We start from the raw sequence: 17,651 nt of genomic DNA, 5'->3' as shown, positions 1-17,651 counted from the left end.
TCGCGCGCGTAGGGTCTGGGCATGGACTGACAATGATGTCAGGAGGAACGAACAATGATTGTTCTAGGACTGGGCGCCGCGCTGATCGCTTCTGCAACCCTCGCCGCCATCTACCTGCTTCTCGATATCGATGCGGGCCGCGCCCCGGCCAAGGCCCGGGTGTTCTGAAACAGCCCTCAGCCCTCGGCGACGAGCGAGCGCCAGCGCGCCGCATAGTCGGCTGCGCCCGGCGGTAACTCCTCTGCAATCGTCACCAGCGCCGGCTCCGGCGCCCGGCCCGCCGCAAGGCAGGCCGCGCCGACGCTCGTGCCCGTCGCGCTGCCGCCGGTCAGCACCGCGCTCGCCGTCGCCACCTTCAGCATCATCAGGAACGCCCGGTTGGCCGCAAACGGCCCCTCGACGATCACCGGTCCTTCGGCGCCGATGAGGTCGAGGCAGGTCGCCGTCATCAAGGCGAGATGGAAGGCGATCACGGCCTGCGCTGCGTCTTCGCTCAGGTCTTCGCGCGCAACGGTCCACGTCGCCTCGCGGCCGGGAAACGGCCCGGAATCCTCGGGCAGCGACGGGAGCAGCATGGCGCCACGCCCCAGCACCTCGGCTATGGCTTCCGGCGGCAGGTCGCCGGACTTGCCGCCCAGCACCGAAAAAGCCCGGCCGCCCATGAAGCGGGCGGAGGGCACCGGGTCGCCGAGCGCATTGACGTTGACGAGCGTATCGCGCGCCTCGTCCAGCACGACCGGCCGCGCGCCTATCGCCATCACCACGACCCAGGTGCCCGTCGAGACCACCGCATAGGGCGCCCGCCGCGTCAGGACGTAAGGCAGCAGCGAGGCATTGGAATCATGAATGCCGCAATGGACCGGGATGCCCGGCCGCAGCCCCGCCGCTTGCGCGATTTCCGGGAGGATCGGCCCCAGCACGTCGCCCGCCTTGCGGACGGGCGGCATCAGCCGGGTCCAGCCCTGGCTTTCCACGAGGCTGGAAAAGCGCCCGTTGCGCGGCTCCCAGAGATCGGCATGACAGCCAAGCGACGTCACCTCGCTCGCCGCAACGCCTGTCAGGCGGAAGGACCAATATTGCACATACATCAGGATCCAGCGCGCCTTGGCGAATTCAGCGGGAAAGCGTTTCGACTGCCAGTAGATCTGCAAACCGGCATTAAGGCCGACAGGCAGCACGGGCGTGCCGCTTTCCTTGAAACGTGGACGGACGGTCTGGTATTCTTCTCCGAGTTCCTGCGGCCCCTCATGCTCATAGTCCAGGACGGGAAGGACGAGTTTGCCATCGTCGCCGACAAGGGCTGCCGTGGCACCGTGCGTGGTGACCGAAATCGCATCAATCGGGTGCTCCCGGTTCAGCGCAGCAAGGCTTTCGACGATGAACGCCCAGAGTTTTTCGGTGTCGAAATGCGGATAGGGCGCGGCCTGCACCACGCCGTTCGGCATGGTGCGTGCGGCAACTTCCCGAAAGCTTTCGCCATCGACGAGCACGACCTTGGCATTCGTCTTGCCGATATCGATGACGGCGATGATCATCGGCTCATTCCATATGGAAGACGGTGACGAGCGGCACGGCGACCGGTTCGTTGTCCGGCTTCGTTTCCATGATGTCCGCCATGAACGCCCACCAGCGTTTCATGACCGGATGACTCGGCAGGTCCGCCATCGTGTGGTCGTCTCGCCGCCAGAGCACGCCGAAGAGCAGGTTCGTCTCCTCATCGAGGTGGATGGAATAGTCGGATACGCCGGCCTCCTTCAGGAGCGCGGAGAGCTCCGGCCAGATCGCATCGTGCCGCGCCTTGTATTCATCCGCCATGCCGGGATTGAGCCGCATGCGAAACGCGTATTTCTCCATGGCTCAACGGCTCCGGAAGCGGCGATAGAGGATCGGCAGCGCGATGACGGAGATCAGCAGCAAACCGATGAAGATCGACATGACTATGCCCGGCACATTCAAGAGGCCAAAGCCGAAGGTCACCATGCCCATGATAAGCGCCGCCAGCACGACACCCGGAATGGTACCCGAGCCGCCGAGAATGTTGACGCCGCCGAGCACGACCATCGTCACCACTTCCAACTCCCAGCCGAGCGCAATGGATGGCCGCGTCGAGCCGAGGCGCGCGGTGAGGCAGATCGAGGCGATCGCCGCCATCAGGCCGGTCAAAAGGAACAGCACGAATTTGACGCGACCGACGCGGACGCCGGAGAAAAGGGCAGCCGTCTGGTTGTTGCCGATGGCGTAGACGGCGCGGCCGAAATTCGTCTTGTGGAGGACGATGCCGTAGATGATCGCGAGTGCCACGAAGAGGCAGAATTCGAAGGAGAACACCCACCAGACGTAGCCCTGGCCGAACCAGGAGAAACTTGCCGGATAGCCGGTGAACGCCTTGTCGCCGAGAATGACGAAGGAGAGGCCGCGGAAAAGGCTCATCGTGCCGATGGTGACGACGATCGACGGCAGGCCGAGGCCGGTGACGAGCAGGCCGTTGAAGGCGCCGCAGAGCAGGCCGGTGGCAAGGCCGACCATGACGAGCGCCGGCGTGTCGAAGCCAAGTTGCACGGCGTAGCCCATCGCGGTGGAAGTCAAAGCGATGATCGAGGCGACGGAGAGGTCGATCTCGCCAGAGATGATGACCAGCGCCATGGCAAAGGCGATCATCGCCTTTTCGGTGAAGTTGAACGTTGCGTCCGACAGGTTCCACGGATCGAGGAAATAGGGCGAAGCGAAGGAATTGACGAGGAAGATCGCCAGCGACACAGCGACCAGCAGCGTCTCCCAGCTCTTCACAAGACGCGCGCCGCGGCCTTCCAGCCGGTCGGGGATGTGGCGCGCCACCATCTGGGTCTCAGCCATGCACCGCCTCCGCTTTTCTGAGGATCACCCGACCTTTTCGCTTTTCGGCACGCGCATTCACGGCGACGGCGATGATGATGACCATGCCGGAAATCGCCATCTGGGCGAAGGGCGAGATGTTGATGACGGGCAGCGCATTCTTGATGACCCCGAGGAACAGCGCCCCAAGCAGCGCCCCGCCGACCGAGCCGATGCCGCCGGCAATCGAGATGCCGCCGATGACGCAGGCCGCGATGATATCGAGCTCGAAGCCCGCCGCGATATCGACATAGGCGACGGCGTAGCGCGACACCCAGAGATAGCCGGAAAGGCCGGCCAGCGTGCCCGACAGGCAATAGGCGAAGAAGCGCGTGCGGCCGACATCGATGCCGGTATAGACCGCCGCATGCGGATTGCCGCCGACGGCGAAGAAGGCGCGGCCGAGCGGCGTGCGGCGCATCACCACGACCATGATGGCGATGATGACCAGCGACAGCCAGGAGAGCAGCGGAAAGCCTAGCACGACTGCGCGCGGTAGTGCCTTGAAGGCATCGCTCATCTGGTGCGCATTGATCCAGGCGCCACCCGACAGCAGGAAGATCAGGCCGCGATAGATGGTGAGCGTGCCGAGCGTGACGACGATCGGCGGAATGTCGAGTTTCCAGACGAGCAGGCCGTTGATCGAGCCGAGCACGGCTCCAAGCGCCATGGCGATCAGGATGATCAGCGGGATCGGCAGGCCCGGCATCGCCGCGTTGATCATCGCCGCCACCATGCCGGAAAGCGCGAGGTTCGCGGCCATCGACAGATCGATGCAGCGCGTCAGGATCACGGCCATCTGGCCGAGCGCCAGGACGATCAGGATCGACGTGTCATTGTAGACATTGGCGAGATTGCCCGGCGTCACGAAGGGCGGGAAGCGGATGGCGATCAGCACGACCAGGGCGACGATCGCCACGACCAGCAGCATTTCGCGGTTCTTGAGCAAGAGTGTCATGCGGCCTCCTGAATGCCGGCGGCGGCGCGCACGAGCTTTTCCGCCGTGAGGTCCGCGCGCTCGAAGCGGCCGGCAATGCGGCCCTCGCGCATGACGATGACCCGGTCGGCCATGCCCATGATTTCCGGGATTTCAGAGGAGACCATGATGACGCTGAGGCCCGAGGCTGCAAGTTCGCTCATGAAGGCGTGCACGGCCGCCTTGGAGCCGATGTCGATGCCCTTGGTCGGCTCGTCGAGGATGATGACTTTCGGCCGCGTCGCCAGCCATTTGGCGATCACCACTTTCTGCTGGTTGCCGCCCGATAGCGTGCCGACATCCTGGTCGAGCGAGGCGGCGCGCAGATCGAGGCGTGCCGTATATTCCCGCGCCAGGGCGAACTCCTCCGCCATGCGCAGGAAGCCGGCGCGGGAGGTGCGCGAGAGCGAGGGCAGCGTGACGTTCTGGAAGATCGGCAGGCCGATGATCGCGCCCTGCCGGCCGCGCTCCTCCGGCACATAGACGATGCCGGCTTCGATCGCTTCCGCCGGCGAGCGGATGACCTTGATCTCGCCATCCAACCGGACGGCACCGGCTGAGGGCCTGGTGATACCGATCAGCGATTGCATGAATTCCGACCGACCTGCGCCGACGAGGCCGTAGAAGCCGAGGATTTCGCCGCGGCGTAGTTCGAAATTGATGTCCTCGAATTCCGTCGGGTGGCGGTAGCCGGAGACGGTGAGCACCGGCTCGCCGATCGCCACCTCCTGCTTGGGAAACACCTGGCCGACATCGCGGCCGACCATCAGGCGCACGAGATCGTCCTGCGTCGTCTCGCCAATCAGCCCCTCGCCCACCATACGGCCATCGCGGAAGACAGTATAGCGGTCGGCGATGCGGAGAATTTCATCGAACTTGTGACTGATGAAGAGGATCGCCTTGCCATCCGCCTTCAGCCGGTCGACCAGTTCGTAGAGTTCGTGGATTTCCTTGTGCGACAGCGCCGCCGTCGGCTCGTCCATGATGACGACGCGGGCGTCGATGGAGAGCGCGCGGGCGATGGCAACGAGGTGCTTGTTGGCGATGCCGAGATCGCGCAGCCGGATCGACGGGTCGAGATCGGCACCGACGCGGGACAGCAGGGCGCGGGCATCGGCGTTCATCCTTTTCCAGTCGATGAGGCTGAGGGCAGTGCGCGGGGCGTGGCCCAGAAAAATGTTTTCGGCGACCGAGAGTTCGTCGAACAGCACGGTCTCCTGATGGATGGCGGTGACGCCAGCTTTTGCGGCAGAATTGGCGGTCGGGAAGCGGGTCTCCACGCCGTCGACTTGGATTACGCCCTCGTCGGGCTGATAGATGCCGGTGAGGATTTTGACCAGCGTCGACTTGCCGGCACCGTTTTCGCCGACGAGCGCCGTCACCGAGCCCGGATAGAGCGCGAGCGAGACCTCTGCGAGTGCGCGCACGCCGGGAAAGGATTTCGAGATCCCCTCAAGCGCTACGGCGGGCTTCATCCGCGATGTGGTCGTGTCCTGCAGCAAGTCTCGGTCCACTCGTTGGGTTCATGCTTGATAACGGGCAATGCGCACCCCCCTCTGACCTGCCGGCCATCTCCCCCTCAAGGGGGGAGATCGACAAGGGGCAAGAACCCTGCTCCATCAGCAGCGTCGGAGATGGGCGAGGCGATGCCCCATCCGATCTCCCCCCTTGAGGGGGAGATGCCCGGCAGGGCAGAGGGGGGTCACGCCAGATCAGAAGATCTTGGCGAACTCTTCGACGTTCTTGGCATCGTAGATGAACGGATCGGCCATGGCGCCTTCGTTCTTGTCGTCGAGCTTGACGGTGCCCATGCGGCCCATCTTCAGTTCTGCGCCGGGCTTGGCTTCCGCGCCGCCGATCAGGTCATAGGCGATCATGGTGGCGGAATAGCCGAGGTCGATCGGGTTCCAGATGGCGAAGGATTTGGAGGCGCCCGACTTCACATGGCCGGCCATTTCCGAGGGAAGGCCGAGGCCGGTGACGTTGATCTGGCCGATCTTGCCAGCGTCGGTGACGGCCTGGGCGGCGGCGACGATGCCGACGGAGGTCGGCGCGATGATCGCCTTCAGGTTCGGATGCGACTGGATGAGCCCTTGAGTCTCGCGATAGGACTTGTCGGCAAGGTCGTCGCCATAGACGGTGGCGACCACGTTGATGCCCTTGTAGTTGGGCAGCACCTTGGTCATCTCCTCGATCCAGACATTCTGGTTGGTCGAAGTCGCGGTGGCCGAGAGCACGGCGACGTCGCCGCCTTCCGGCAGGTTGTCGGCGGCGAGCTTGATGATCATGTTGCCGATCAGCGGGTTCGACGACGGGTTCAGGTGCATCGAGCGACCTTCGGGTGCGACGCCGGAATCCCAGGAAATGACCTTGATGCCGCGGTCCATGGCCTTCTTGAGGGCCGGTACGAGCGCATTCGTATCGTTCGCCGAAACGGCAATAGCGTCGACCTTCTGGGCGATCAGCGAGTTGATCACCTCGATCTGACCTTCAGCGGTCGTCGTCGTCGGGCCGGTATAGATGACCTCGACATCGCCGAGTTCCTTGGCGGCTTCCTGCGCGCCCTTGTTGGCGGCCTCGAAAAAGCCGATGCCGAGCGCCTTGACGACGAGGGCGATCTTCTTGGTTTCCGCCTGCGCGGTGGCCATCATCGCGACCGAGACGGCCGCGGTCATAAGCAATGTCTTCAGAATTTTCACGACTGTTTCCTCCCAGTGAAAATCAACCCGCCGGCGTCATGCCGACGAGGGTGCATTCTGCGTTTTGGCATCGGCCTGAACGTTTGCGACGATCAGGTTGACGCCGGCCTCCTCCAGCATCGCGGCATCCCTGTCCTCGATGCCCGAATCCGTGATGACGGTTGCGATGCGCTTCAGCCCGCAGAGAATGAGGCTGGAGCGCTTCTTGAATTTGGTGGAATCGACCAGCACGATGAGTTCGTCCGCCTGGTCGATCAGTTTCTGCTCCGCCTGGATGAGCAGCGGATCTGCCTCCATCAGGCCGAGCGGCCCGAGGCCCTGCGCGCCCATGAACATGCGGCGCGCATAGAAATTGCGCGTCACGTCATTGTCGAAGGGGCTGAGCACGATGTTCTGCTCGCGGTAGATCGTGCCGCCCGAGAGCATGATCGTGTTCTTCGAATGCTTCAGCAGGTGTTCGGCGATGTTGAACGAGTTGGTGAAGACCTGCATGCGGCGGTTGGTCAGGAAATGCACCATCTGGAACGTCGTGGTGCCGCCGTTGATGATGATCGGGTCGCCGTCCTCGCAGAGCCCGACAGCCTCCTTGGCGATCGCCTGTTTCTGACGGGTGTTCAGCGTCTCGTTCACCGTGAAGGGCCGGCCGGCGAGGCCGACGAATTGCGGCGGATGCAGCGCCTCGGCGCCGCCGCGCACCCGGCGCAGCTTCTTCTGCACGTGCAGGGCCGCGATGTCGCGGCGTATCGTCGCTTCGGAACTGTCGGTCAGGTCCACCAGTTCGGGCACGGTGACGACCGGCTTTTCCTGAACCGCGGACAGAATGATCCGATGTCTTTCCTTCTCGTGCATGGTTCCTCCAGTGCTGGCAATGCTTCCATCAGGAACGCGCAATGTCAATCACGATCAATCATATTTTTTCATTGTGCAGCGCAATATGACTGTTTTTGATCGTTTATGATTGACATCCGCGAAGTTTCCGTGAGATTTGAAAGCATGCCTTCAAGCGCGGCGATAGCCTTGCGCATACGAAACACCGGGAGGAAATGCCGATGCTGGAGAAGAACCAGGGCGCACGCCTTGCAACCCTGTGGGATGACGCAAAGGCGTCGACGATGAGCGAGCCCGAGCGGCTGCTTTATCGCTCCAACCTGCTCGGCTCCGACAAGCGCATTACCAATTACGGCGGCGGCAACACCTCGGCAAAGGTCATCGAGAAGGATCCGCTCGGCGCGGGCGAGGTGGAGGTTCTCTGGGTCAAGGGCTCGGGCGGCGATGTCGGCACGATCAAGATGGACGGCTTTGCCACGCTTTACATGGACAAGCTGACTGCGCTGAAGGGGCTCTATCGCGGCCTGGAGCATGAGGATGAGATGGTGGGTTACCTCCCCCACTGCACCTTCAACCTCAACCCGCGCGCCGCCTCGATCGACACACCGCTGCATGCCTATGTGCCGAAGAAGCATGTCGATCACATGCATCCGGACGCGATCATCGCGATTGCCGCCGCAAAGAACAGCCGCGAGCTGACGCAGCAGATTTTCGGCGACGATATCGGCTGGCTTCCCTGGAAGCGGCCAGGCTTTGAACTGGGCCTATGGCTCGAAAAGTTCTGCCTGGAAAACCCGACGGCGCGCGGCCTCGTGCTGGAAAGCCATGGGCTCTTCACCTGGGGCGATACGGCCAAGGAATGCTACGAGGTCACCATCGAGATCATCAACAAGGCGATCGGCTGGTTCGAAGAAAACAACACGGCGCCGGCCTTCGGTGGTGCGGTGAAGCCGGTGCTGGCCGCTGCCGAGCGCCGCGCGGTTGCAGAAAAGCTGATGCCGATCATCCGCGGCATGATCAGCGAGGACGAGAAGAAGGTCGGCCATTTCGACGATGGCGAGGCCGTGCTGGACTTCGTGACGTCGAAGAATCTTGCACCACTCGCGGCCCTCGGTACGAGCTGCCCTGACCATTTCTTGCGCACGAAAATCCGGCCGCTGGTCGTCGATTTCGATCCGGCCAATCCGGATGTCGACAAGACGCTTGCCGGCCTCGCCGATGCGATAGCCGCCTATCGGGCCGATTACGCCGCCTACTACGAGCGCTGCAAGCGGGACAACAGCCCGGCCATGCGTGATCCGAATGCCGTGGTCTATCTGGTGCCCGGCGTCGGCATGATCACCTTTGCCAAGGACAAGGCGACGGCGCGCATTTCCGGCGAGTTCTATGTCAACGCCATCAATGTCATGCGCGGCGCTTCCGGTGTGTCGGACTATGTCGGCCTTCCGGAGCAGGAGGCCTTCGACATCGAATATTGGCTGCTGGAAGAGGCAAAACTCCAGCGCATGCCGAAGCCGAAGAGCCTCGCCGGTCGCATCGCGCTCGTCACCGGAGGTGCCGGCGGCATCGGCAAGGCAACGGCCAACCGGCTGATGGCGGAAGGCGCCTGCGTGGTGCTGGCCGATATCGACGAGGCGGCGCTTGCCGCCGCGCAAAACGAGCTTGCCAGCCGCTATGGCAAGGATGTCGTGCGCTCGGTCGCGATGAACGTGACGGATGAAGCGCTGGTGGCGAAGAGCTTTGCCGATACGCTGGTCGAATTCGGCGGCCTCGACATCCTCGTCTCCAATGCCGGCCTCGCCTCCTCCGCCGTCATCGAGGAAACGACGCTGGAGCTCTGGAACAAGAATATCAGCATTCTCGCCACCGGTTATTTCCTCGTCTCGCGCGAAGCCTTCCGCATCTTCCGCCGGCAGAAGGCTGGCGGCAACGTGGTCTTCGTCGCCTCGAAGAACGGCCTTGCCGCCTCCCCCGGCGCCTCGGCCTATTGCACGGCGAAGGCCGCCGAGATCCATCTTGCCCGCTGCTTGGCGCTCGAAGGTGCATCCGAGCAAATTCGCGTCAATGTGGTGAACCCGGACGCGGTGCTGCGCGGCTCGAAAATCTGGACCGGCGAGTGGAAGGAACAGCGCGCGGCAACCTACAAGACGGATGACCTGGAGGCGCATTATCGCGAGCGCTCCATGCTGAAGATGTCGGTCTATCCGGAGGACATCGCCGAGGCGATCTACTTCCTCGCCTCCGACATGTCGGCGAAATCGACCGGCAATATCGTCAATGTCGACGCGGGCAATGCCCAGTCCTTCACGCGCTGAGGAGATCGACCGATGACGATGATTTCCAAGGACGTGGTTTCGCGCGAGAACGACAGGCGTCTTGCCGATCTAAAGAGCGACTATGCGCATCTCGGCGCGCAGCTTGCCCGCCGCGGCGTCGATATAGATGCGGTGAAGCGCAAGGTCGCGGCCTATGCGGTGGCAGTGCCCTCCTGGGGCGTCGGTACCGGTGGCACGCGCTTTGCCCGTTTTCCCGGCGAGGGCGAGCCGCGCAACATCTTCGACAAGCTGGAGGATTGCGCGGTCATCCAGGAACTGACCCGCGCGACGCCCACGGTCTCCTTACATATTCCGTGGGACAAGGTAACGGACCTCAAGGAATTGAAGGAACGGGGCAATGCGCTCGGCCTCGGTTTCGACGCGATGAACTCCAACACTTTTTCCGATGCGCCGCAGCAGGAGCATTCCTACAAGTTCGGTTCGCTCTCACACGCCAATGCCGCGACGCGCCAGCAGGCCGTCGAGCACAATCTCGAATGCATCGCCATCGGCAATGCGCTCGGCTCGAAGGCGCTGACGGTGTGGATCGGTGACGGCACGAACTTTCCGGGGCAGGCGAATTTCACGAAAAGCTTCGAGCGTTATCTCGATGCGATGAAGGCGATCTACAAGGAGCTGCCGGAGGATTGGCGGCTCTTTACCGAGCACAAGATGTACGAGCCGGCCTTCTATTCGACGGTGGTGCAGGACTGGGGCAGCAACTACCTGATCGCGCAGGAACTCGGCCCCAAGGCCTATTGCCTCGTCGATCTCGGCCACCATGCGCCGAACGTCAATATCGAGATGATCGTCGCCCGGCTCATCCAGTTCAAGAAACTCGGCGGCTTCCATTTCAACGATTCGAAATATGGCGACGACGATCTCGATACGGGCTCGATCGATCCCTACCGGCTCTTCCTCGTCTTCAACGAACTGGTCGATGCGGAGGTGCGCAAGGCTGAGGGCTTTGCGCCGGCGCATATGCTCGACCAGAGCCACAACGTGACCGACCCGATCGAAAGCCTGATGCGCAGCGCCACGGAGGTCTGCCGTGCCTATGCGCAGGGGCTGATCGTCGATCGCGCGGCGCTCCTTGGCTATCAGGACGGCAACGATGCGCTGATGGCGTCGGAGACGCTGAAGGTCGGCTTTCGCACCGATGTCGAGCCGATCCTTGCCATGGCGCGGCTGGAGTCCGGCGGCGCGATCGATCCGGTCGCGACCTACCGGGCGGCGGGTTACCGGGCGAAGGTCACCGGCGAGCGGCCGGCGGTGGCGAGCGGGGGCGGCGGCATCGTCTGAGCGGCTGAAGAGAAGTTTTCAAAGCCCCTTGCTTTCCGGAAAACGGCTGCCAGATTGAGCAGTGACAGAATGATGCTGTCAAAGGGAGCATTCCATGGGCATTGAAAGCATTCTTATTTTCCTCCTCATCGGCGCCATTGCGGGCTGGCTTGCGGGCCTGATCGTCTCGGGCTTCGGCTATGGCCTCATCGGCAATATCGTCGTCGGCATCGTCGGCGCCTTCATCGCCGGTTTCCTGTTTCCCCGGCTCGGCTTCTCCATCGGCGGCGGCATTCTCGCCGCGATCATCAACGCCACGATCGGCGCGGTGATCCTGCTCGTGCTCATCAAGGTCCTCAAACGCGCCTGACCAAGGCGCAAAAATCGAAAAGGCCGTGGCGGGAAACCGCCACGGCCTTTTCGTTTCAGTTGACGCTCACCGGCTTCGAGCGCATGCGCGACACCGTCTCGCGCTCGGCGCGCTTGCAGCGCATCGGCGGCAGGCCGCGGTCCATCAACACCATATCCTCCAGCACCATGTCGCCCATCTTCTTGAAGGCACTGTCGAGCGCGCCGGCGCGGTGCGCCGAACGCACGAAACCGGCAAGCGTGCGCACCGGATGGTCGAGCGGCAGTGGTTCCTCCGGATAGACGTCACTTGCCGCAACGATATGGCCGGATGCGACGGCCGCCATCAGCGCCGGGAAATCGACCACGTCGGCGCGGCTGAGCAGGATGAAACCCGCGCCCTTTCGCATGGAGGCGAAGGCCTCAGCGCCGAGGAACCCCTTGTTCTCGCTCGTCACCGAGGCGACGACGAAGACGAAATCGCTCATCGCCAGCACTTCGGAGAGCGACGCCGGCTCGACGCCCGCCTCGCGCAGCATCGACGGCGGCAGCCAGGGATCGAACACGCGGATTTTCGCCCGGAAGCCGGAAAGCACGCGGTTCAGCGCCCGGCCGAGATCACCGAAACCGACGATGCCGATTTCGGAGCCGGAGAGAAGGCGGGCTGACTGGTTGCCCTCGCCGCCCCAGAGCTCTTTGCCCTCGCGGAACGCGACGTCCGCATCGATCACCCCGCGCGCGAGGTTCAAGGCCATGGCGAGGCCGAGTTCCGCGACCGGCTCGGCAAAGACCTGCCCCGTCGTCACGACATGAATGCCGCGCGAAAACAGGATCTCGTAGGGCATGTTGTTGAGGAGATTGCTCTCGACATTGAGGATGGCACGCAATTTCGGCATGCGCGCCAGCGTCTCGGCGGAGAGCGGCGGCTGTCCAAGGATATAGCGCGCCTCGCCGAGCACATCGTCGGAAAGCCCGGCGATGTTGTCCGGATCGGCCTCGACGATGCGGTAGGTGCTGCGCAGCTCGGCCTCGGCCTCCCGCGTGAAGATCAAGTCCAGCGAGCGCGGCTCGGGCGCGCTGATCACCAGCGGCAGGGGGGCATCGGTCATGGCTGCTCCGGAGAATGGATGGGAGAATGTTACCAGTCGAGGCCGCGCAGGTTGCGCTCGCGCGACAGCGGCATGCCGCTGCCCGTCGTGGTCACGCCGCTGCGCGTGCAGTCATAGACCGTGCGGCCCCAATGTTGCTGCGTGCTGTTTTCCGGCGGCGGAATGTAGCGCGGCGTGCAGTCCACCCGCTCCTCGGCTTCATGCTCCTGTGTCGTCACGACACCGGGCAGGTCATGAAAAACCTGCGCCTGCGTGGCGGCCGGGGCAAACAGGAGGCTCAGGGCGACAAGGGCCAATCGTATCTTCATCGTCTCTTCCGGCCGGCGGCCGGTCCTTCGTCTTCCACAAAGAAGTACCGCGAGCCGGAAACATGCGCTATAGGCCTCACGATAATCGTGCAGCTTAGATGGGGTTTTTCATGGCAAGTGCAATCCGCTATCACGAAGGCGACATTTCCGCGGCGGATGCGGCCCGCTACACCGGCGCCATCGCCATCGACACCGAGACGCTCGGCCTCATCCCGCGGCGCGACCGGCTCTGCGTGGTGCAGCTTTCGCCGGGCGACGGCACGGCGGATGTCATCCGCATCGCCGCCGGCCAGAAGGAGGCGCCGAACCTGACGGCCATGCTGGAAGATCCGGCCCGCCAGAAGATTTTCCACTACGGCCGCTTCGATATCGCCGTGCTGTTCCACACCTTCGGTGTCACCACCACGCCGGTGTTCTGCACCAAGATCGCCTCGCGGCTGACGCGCACCTATACCGACCGGCACGGCCTGAAGGACAATCTCAAGGAAATGCTCGAGGTCGACATTTCCAAGCACCAGCAGTCCTCCGACTGGGCGGCCGAAACGCTGTCGCCGGCGCAGCTCGAATATGCCGCCTCCGATGTGCTGCACCTGCATGCACTGCGCGACAAGCTGAATGCGCGCCTCGTGCGCGACGGCCGGCTGGCCCATGCGGAAGCCTGTTTCGCCTTCCTGCCGACCCGCGCCAAGCTCGACCTCATCGGCTGGGAAGAGACCGACATTTTCGCGCATAGCTGAGCCTTTTCGTGCAGGAGCAGCACCAGACCGGGCCGACGCTGGAGCCGTTGCGCCGCGTGATCCGCGGCCGGCTGGCGGCGCTGCCGCCGGGGCTTGCCGAATTCGTGCTGTTCGGGCTGAAGCAGGCCTGGGCCTGCCTGTTCGGCGGGCTGATGCTCGGGCTGATCATCCTGACGAAACTCGTCTGGCAGCCGGACTGGCCGATCCATCGCTACGACGCGCTTTTCGTGATGGCGCTCGCCATCCAGGTCACCTTCCTCAAGCTCAAGATGGAGAGCTTCGAGGAAGCGAAGGTCATCCTGATCTATCACCTCGTCGGCACGGCCATGGAGATCTTCAAGGTCCATATGGGCTCGTGGGTCTACCCGGAGGAGGCGCTCATCCGCATCGGCGGCGTGCCGCTGTTTTCCGGCTTCATGTATGCCTCGGTCGGCAGCTACATGGCGCGCGCCATCCGCATCTTCGACATGCGCTTCACCCACTATCCGCCCTTCTGGGCGACGGCGCTGCTGGCGATCGCCATCTACGTCAATTTCTACATGCACCATTTTTTCATCGACATCCGCATGGTGCTCTTCGCGGCGACGGTGCTGCTGTTCTGGCGGGTGCGCATCTACTACACGGTCGAAGAAAAGCCGCGCTGGATGCCGCTCGTGCTCGCGGCTTTCTTCACCAGCATTTTTCTCTGGATCGCCGAAAACATCGGCACGGCAACGGGTGTATGGCTCTATCCGGGGCAGAAGACCTGGCACATGGTGCCCTTCACCAAGCTCGGCTCGTGGTATCTGCTGCTCTATGTCAGCTTCGTGCTGGTGACGGTCGTCTGCCGGCCACAGCCGCCGGATACCCCCGAAATCCGACGGGCACAGGCTTAACGTTCGGTTAATCGCCTGCGGACTATCCTCCGGCAAGACTGGAGGTTGCCATGTTGACACCCCTGCAAAGCGCGCAGTCCACCGCCGCCGTCTCGGCGATGCAGTCGATCGTCGAGACGATCGAGGATCGGCGCCGCGAGGAAGCGGAAAAGACCAGCGGGCGCAAGACCGATGACGTCCTGCAGCCGGCGGCCCTGCGTTCGGATGACACCGCGCGGCAGGCGAATGCCCGCATCAACGAACATTTCTTCGGCAGCAACGGCCGCGGCGAGGATACGCTCGCCAAGCTCATCTCCCGCTTCAGCGATGCGCTCGGCGTGACGCAGCAGGAGGGCGAAACGTCCCGCGCCTTCGCGCAGCGCCTTTCCGACATGCTGACGCTCGTCGACGGCATCGCGCTCCCGGCCAAGGGCAGCACGCTCAACGTGACGCTCGGCGGGCTCGGCACAACGCTGACCGCCGTCAAGCAGGCGATGTCCGGGCCCTCGGACGACCAGACCGCCAACCTCGTCGCCCGCCTCGCATTCGCCTCCGGCGTGGAGCAGGGCGAGGAGGAAGCGGACGCCGATTTCGAAAAACGCCTTTCCAACATGCTGACGCGCCTGCGCGGCGAATTGCCGACGGACGTGGCGACGCTGGAAAGCAAATCCGGCCTTTCCGATCTCGGCCTCAAGGCGACGGATCTCGTCGCGGCGATCCGCAGCCCTTATGGCGCGGAAGCGGAGCGCGTGAAGGAAGCGCTTGCCGAGAAGGCGCGCGACGAAAAGGCACTGACGCCCGAGATGCGCAAGGTGCTCGCCCGTCTGGAAGACGCGGCCGACCCGAAGACCATCGAGGAACTCAAGCTCGACCGCACGAAGCGCGACCCGACTCGCGTCGAGGATGCCGAGACCCGCGCCGAGCGCGAGGAAACGATCCAATCGCTGGAAGCCGGCGAGAAGCTCGAAGACGTGCAGAAGCTGCAGGACGCCGTCGGCCGCGCCCATGAGGATGCGACGAAGGGCAAGACGGACGGCAAGGCGGCGAACGACCCGGCAAAAGCCGCGGTCGACACGATCCAGCTGCTTGCAGCCGGTGCCGCGGCGACGGCACTTGCCGAGAAGACGCCAGCGAAATCCGACAAGGCCCCGACCGACGCCAAGGACATCACGGCGGAAACCGTTCGCGATCTCGATGCCGCAAGCGTGCGCGAGCAGGAAGAGCGCGAAGAGGCCAAGAAGGAAATCTTCACGCTGCGCGTCGATGACAACGGCATCTACGACCTCATCACCCGTCAGCTCGTGGCCTGACGATCAGGGCTTGCGCCGCACGATGCCGAGCCGGGCGATGACTTCCGGTGGAATGGCGTAGCGGCGGACAGCATCCTTCTGGCTGCGCAGGCCGCACATTTCCCGCTGGATGAAGAAGGCCCAGACTTTGTCTGCCGCGTCGTTCAGCAGGTCCTCGCGTTCCAGCTCGGTGCAGCCGGCGGCAAGGCGCTCGGCGAGCAGCGCCAGCGCCTTCTCGACCTTCAGCCCATGCCGGCCGAGCGCATCCGCCCGTTCCGACATCAGCTCGTATTCCAGGATGTTCAGCCCCGTGTCCTTGGTGAAGGAGGGGGCGAGCGCCTGCGGCGGGCGTACCGTCATCTCTCGTCTCCAGTCATCGAAGCCAAGATGGAGCGGCGGACGCCCGTCTGCAAGGGGATCAGGCGGCGCGGGCGCGCACCTCGTCGAAGGTCCAGTCGCGCAAAAGCTTGCCATCGCGCCAGACTGGCTGGAGCAGGTTTTCGCGGCCGACGAGCTGGTCGACGCGCGCGGCTTCCAGGCCGCCAACGCCCGTCACCACCGCCTGCCGGCCAGCCTTCGAGGCTTTCAAGTTCATCGTCGCCGGGCGCTTGTAGACGTCGTGCCAGGCGCCGGCCGTATCCTGCCGGGCATTGGCCTTCATGGCGAAGGAATAGGTGTCACGGTTGACCTTCTGCAAAAGGCCCGCGCCCATGCCGAAGGCGATGTTTTCCGCGGAGAAGCCGAAGGCCTCCAGGCGGCCGAGTATAAGGCCGATATCGGCGGGTGAAATGCCATCGCCCTGGATGACGCGCACGCTGTCGTCGAGCACCTTGTAACCCTTGGCATTCAGGTGCGTGCCGAAGGCATAGGCGAGCTGGCGCACGACCTGCACCGGTGTCTCCACCGGATCGCCGCTGTCGGGGCGCACGACCAGCGTGCCGCCGGCCGTCTGCACCCGCTCCTTCAGCTGCTTGCCCCAGATTTCCGCGACGGCATTGTTGATGTCGTAGCTGTCGGAGACGACGGCATAGAGGCCCTTGGCCCCGAACTTGTCGATCATGTTGCCATAGGCTTCCGCCTCGTGCTCCTGGCCCCAGGAGGTCATGGTCGAGTGCTCGGAGGCCGGGATCGAGAAGCCGGCCATGTCGGCACCGTAGTAGCGGCGGGCGAAGAGTACGGCGCTCACCGTATCCGTGCCCATGAAGTTGACGAGATGCGCCGCACCGCCGATGCCCGCCTGCTCGAAGCTCGTCGTGCCGCGCGCGCCAAAATCGTGCAGGCGGAAGGGGAGGACGGCGGCCGGGTCGTCGCAGGTCTTTTCCAAGAGGGGCTGGATGATCTGCTTCACCTTGCGCGAATTGGAGGCGACCGTGCTCGGATACCAGATGGCGCGCAGAAGCGAGGTCTCGATATAGGAGGTCAGCCAGTAGCAGGCCGGATCGGTGTTCACCACCTGAACGACCGGCACGCCGCGACGCACCATGGTGCCTTCCGGCAGCGCCTCGATGAGAAGCGGGAGGAAGCCACCGTGCTTGTTGACGATATGCGCCCAGCCCTCGCGGTTGAACGGCAGGCCATGGGCCGTCACGATGCCTTCGGCCTCCTCGATATCCTGGCGCGTGACCGGCTTCGACAGATAGTCCTTGAGGAACATCTGGAGGCCGAAGAACAGCACTTCCGGCTGCTCGGAATGGCCGCGCGCCTCGACATAGGAGGAAATCGCGCGCGTTTCTGGCGGATATTGCAGGTAGTGGCTGAACTTGTAGCTGTCGGTGTTGAGGATGGGATTGGTGAGGTTCATCGAGGGGGTCTCCGCCGCATCCGCGGCCCGCAAAACACCGGCGGCCAACAGTGCCGGGAAGATTTACGCGAGCTGAGCATAAGGGGCAAGGCCCGTTTCGCGCGACAATTCGGGGTCAACAATGCTGCGTGTGCGAAGCGTTTCAGCACGCGTTAGCAATTCGTTAACCATAAAATGCCAATTCTAATGGATAGGAAGTTGTTCGGAATAGCGGGCTCGCCCGTCCGGCACAGTT

Annotated in this window: 17 protein-coding genes; 6 read left to right on the top strand and 11 right to left on the bottom strand. The window is 63.6% G+C overall.

From position 1 onward, the window contains the following. Positions 1 to 176 precede the first annotated feature (176 nt). The 7 genes from J2Y63_RS20105 to J2Y63_RS20075 all read right to left on the bottom strand — a co-directional run bounded on the left by J2Y63_RS20105 (position 177) and on the right by J2Y63_RS20075 (position 7,395). On the bottom strand, positions 177 to 1,535 hold the full coding sequence (locus J2Y63_RS20105; RefSeq protein ID WP_435267544.1) for an FGGY-family carbohydrate kinase: 1,359 nt from the start codon (positions 1,533 to 1,535) through the stop codon (positions 177 to 179). Positions 1,536 to 1,539: 4 nt separating this feature from the next. Further along, positions 1,540 to 1,854, bottom strand: a complete 315-nt coding sequence (gene rhaM / locus J2Y63_RS20100; RefSeq protein ID WP_435267543.1) for an L-rhamnose mutarotase — start codon at positions 1,852 to 1,854, stop codon at positions 1,540 to 1,542. Between the two features lie 3 nt (positions 1,855 to 1,857). Continuing rightward, complete coding sequence (locus J2Y63_RS20095) at positions 1,858 to 2,853, bottom strand: ABC transporter permease (protein ID WP_435267542.1); 996 nt, start codon at positions 2,851 to 2,853, stop codon at positions 1,858 to 1,860. Further along, positions 2,846 to 3,829: an ABC transporter permease gene (locus J2Y63_RS20090; RefSeq protein WP_435267541.1), complete on the bottom strand. Its 984-nt coding sequence runs from the start codon at positions 3,827 to 3,829 to the stop codon at positions 2,846 to 2,848. The genes J2Y63_RS20095 and J2Y63_RS20090 overlap by 8 nt, the downstream gene beginning before the upstream one ends. Then, the gene (locus J2Y63_RS20085) at positions 3,826 to 5,322 is read right to left on the bottom strand and encodes a sugar ABC transporter ATP-binding protein (protein WP_435267672.1); all 1,497 of its coding nucleotides are present in this window, start codon (positions 5,320 to 5,322) and stop codon (positions 3,826 to 3,828) included. Before J2Y63_RS20085 ends, J2Y63_RS20090 begins: the two co-directional genes overlap by 4 nt. 237 nt (positions 5,323 to 5,559) lie before the next feature. Then, positions 5,560 to 6,546, bottom strand: a complete 987-nt coding sequence (gene rhaS / locus J2Y63_RS20080; protein WP_435267540.1) for a rhamnose ABC transporter substrate-binding protein — start codon at positions 6,544 to 6,546, stop codon at positions 5,560 to 5,562. A 36-nt stretch (positions 6,547 to 6,582) separates the two neighbouring features. Then, on the bottom strand, positions 6,583 to 7,395 hold the full coding sequence (locus J2Y63_RS20075) for a DeoR/GlpR family DNA-binding transcription regulator (RefSeq protein ID WP_435267539.1): 813 nt from the start codon (positions 7,393 to 7,395) through the stop codon (positions 6,583 to 6,585). A 200-nt stretch (positions 7,396 to 7,595) separates the two neighbouring features. On the opposite strand from J2Y63_RS20075, the gene J2Y63_RS20070 reads away from it, so the two are divergent. The 3 genes from J2Y63_RS20070 to J2Y63_RS20060 all read left to right on the top strand — a co-directional run bounded on the left by J2Y63_RS20070 (position 7,596) and on the right by J2Y63_RS20060 (position 11,340). Beyond that, a complete protein-coding gene (locus J2Y63_RS20070) occupies positions 7,596 to 9,689 on the top strand; it encodes a bifunctional rhamnulose-1-phosphate aldolase/short-chain dehydrogenase (protein ID WP_435267538.1) in 2,094 nt (697 codons plus the stop codon). A 12-nt stretch (positions 9,690 to 9,701) separates the two neighbouring features. After that, a complete protein-coding gene (gene rhaI / locus J2Y63_RS20065; RefSeq protein WP_435267537.1) occupies positions 9,702 to 10,991 on the top strand; it encodes an L-rhamnose catabolism isomerase in 1,290 nt (429 codons plus the stop codon). A gap of 94 nt (positions 10,992 to 11,085) precedes the next feature. Continuing rightward, a complete protein-coding gene (locus J2Y63_RS20060; RefSeq protein ID WP_256120773.1) occupies positions 11,086 to 11,340 on the top strand; it encodes a GlsB/YeaQ/YmgE family stress response membrane protein in 255 nt (84 codons plus the stop codon). Positions 11,341 to 11,395: 55 nt separating this feature from the next. Here the strand turns inward: J2Y63_RS20060 and J2Y63_RS20055 are convergent, their stop codons facing one another. After that, on the bottom strand, positions 11,396 to 12,427 hold the full coding sequence (locus J2Y63_RS20055; protein WP_435267536.1) for a hydroxyacid dehydrogenase: 1,032 nt from the start codon (positions 12,425 to 12,427) through the stop codon (positions 11,396 to 11,398). A 29-nt stretch (positions 12,428 to 12,456) separates the two neighbouring features. After that, the gene (locus J2Y63_RS20050) at positions 12,457 to 12,735 is read right to left on the bottom strand and encodes a hypothetical protein (RefSeq protein ID WP_435267535.1); all 279 of its coding nucleotides are present in this window, start codon (positions 12,733 to 12,735) and stop codon (positions 12,457 to 12,459) included. A gap of 110 nt (positions 12,736 to 12,845) precedes the next feature. Here J2Y63_RS20050 and J2Y63_RS20045 point away from each other — a divergent pair, with 110 nt between their 5' ends. From J2Y63_RS20045 to J2Y63_RS20035, 3 genes are read left to right on the top strand one after another with little or no spacing between them, the layout of a single operon-like run. Next, complete coding sequence (locus J2Y63_RS20045) at positions 12,846 to 13,472, top strand: ribonuclease D (RefSeq protein WP_256117797.1); 627 nt, start codon at positions 12,846 to 12,848, stop codon at positions 13,470 to 13,472. Between the two features lie 8 nt (positions 13,473 to 13,480). Beyond that, a complete protein-coding gene (locus J2Y63_RS20040) occupies positions 13,481 to 14,347 on the top strand; it encodes a DUF817 domain-containing protein (RefSeq protein ID WP_435267534.1) in 867 nt (288 codons plus the stop codon). A gap of 50 nt (positions 14,348 to 14,397) precedes the next feature. Beyond that, positions 14,398 to 15,636, top strand: a complete 1,239-nt coding sequence (locus tag J2Y63_RS20035) for a hypothetical protein (RefSeq protein ID WP_435267533.1) — start codon at positions 14,398 to 14,400, stop codon at positions 15,634 to 15,636. A gap of 3 nt (positions 15,637 to 15,639) precedes the next feature. Here J2Y63_RS20035 and J2Y63_RS20030 read toward each other — a convergent pair whose 3' ends face one another. Together J2Y63_RS20030 and J2Y63_RS20025 are read right to left on the bottom strand one after the other, a co-directional pair. Beyond that, on the bottom strand, positions 15,640 to 15,975 hold the full coding sequence (locus tag J2Y63_RS20030; protein ID WP_256117800.1) for a DUF6665 family protein: 336 nt from the start codon (positions 15,973 to 15,975) through the stop codon (positions 15,640 to 15,642). A 58-nt stretch (positions 15,976 to 16,033) separates the two neighbouring features. Continuing rightward, positions 16,034 to 17,416 (bottom strand): nicotinate phosphoribosyltransferase, encoded by a 1,383-nt coding sequence (locus J2Y63_RS20025; protein ID WP_435267532.1) that lies wholly within the window; start codon positions 17,414 to 17,416, stop codon positions 16,034 to 16,036. Between the last annotated feature and the right edge of the window lie 235 nt (positions 17,417 to 17,651).

It is taken from the genome of Shinella sp. BE166 (assembly GCF_051201095.1).
In the GTDB taxonomy this organism is placed as follows: domain Bacteria; phylum Pseudomonadota; class Alphaproteobacteria; order Rhizobiales; family Rhizobiaceae; genus Shinella; species Shinella lacus.
This window is presented reverse-complemented; position numbering and strand designations above follow the sequence as displayed.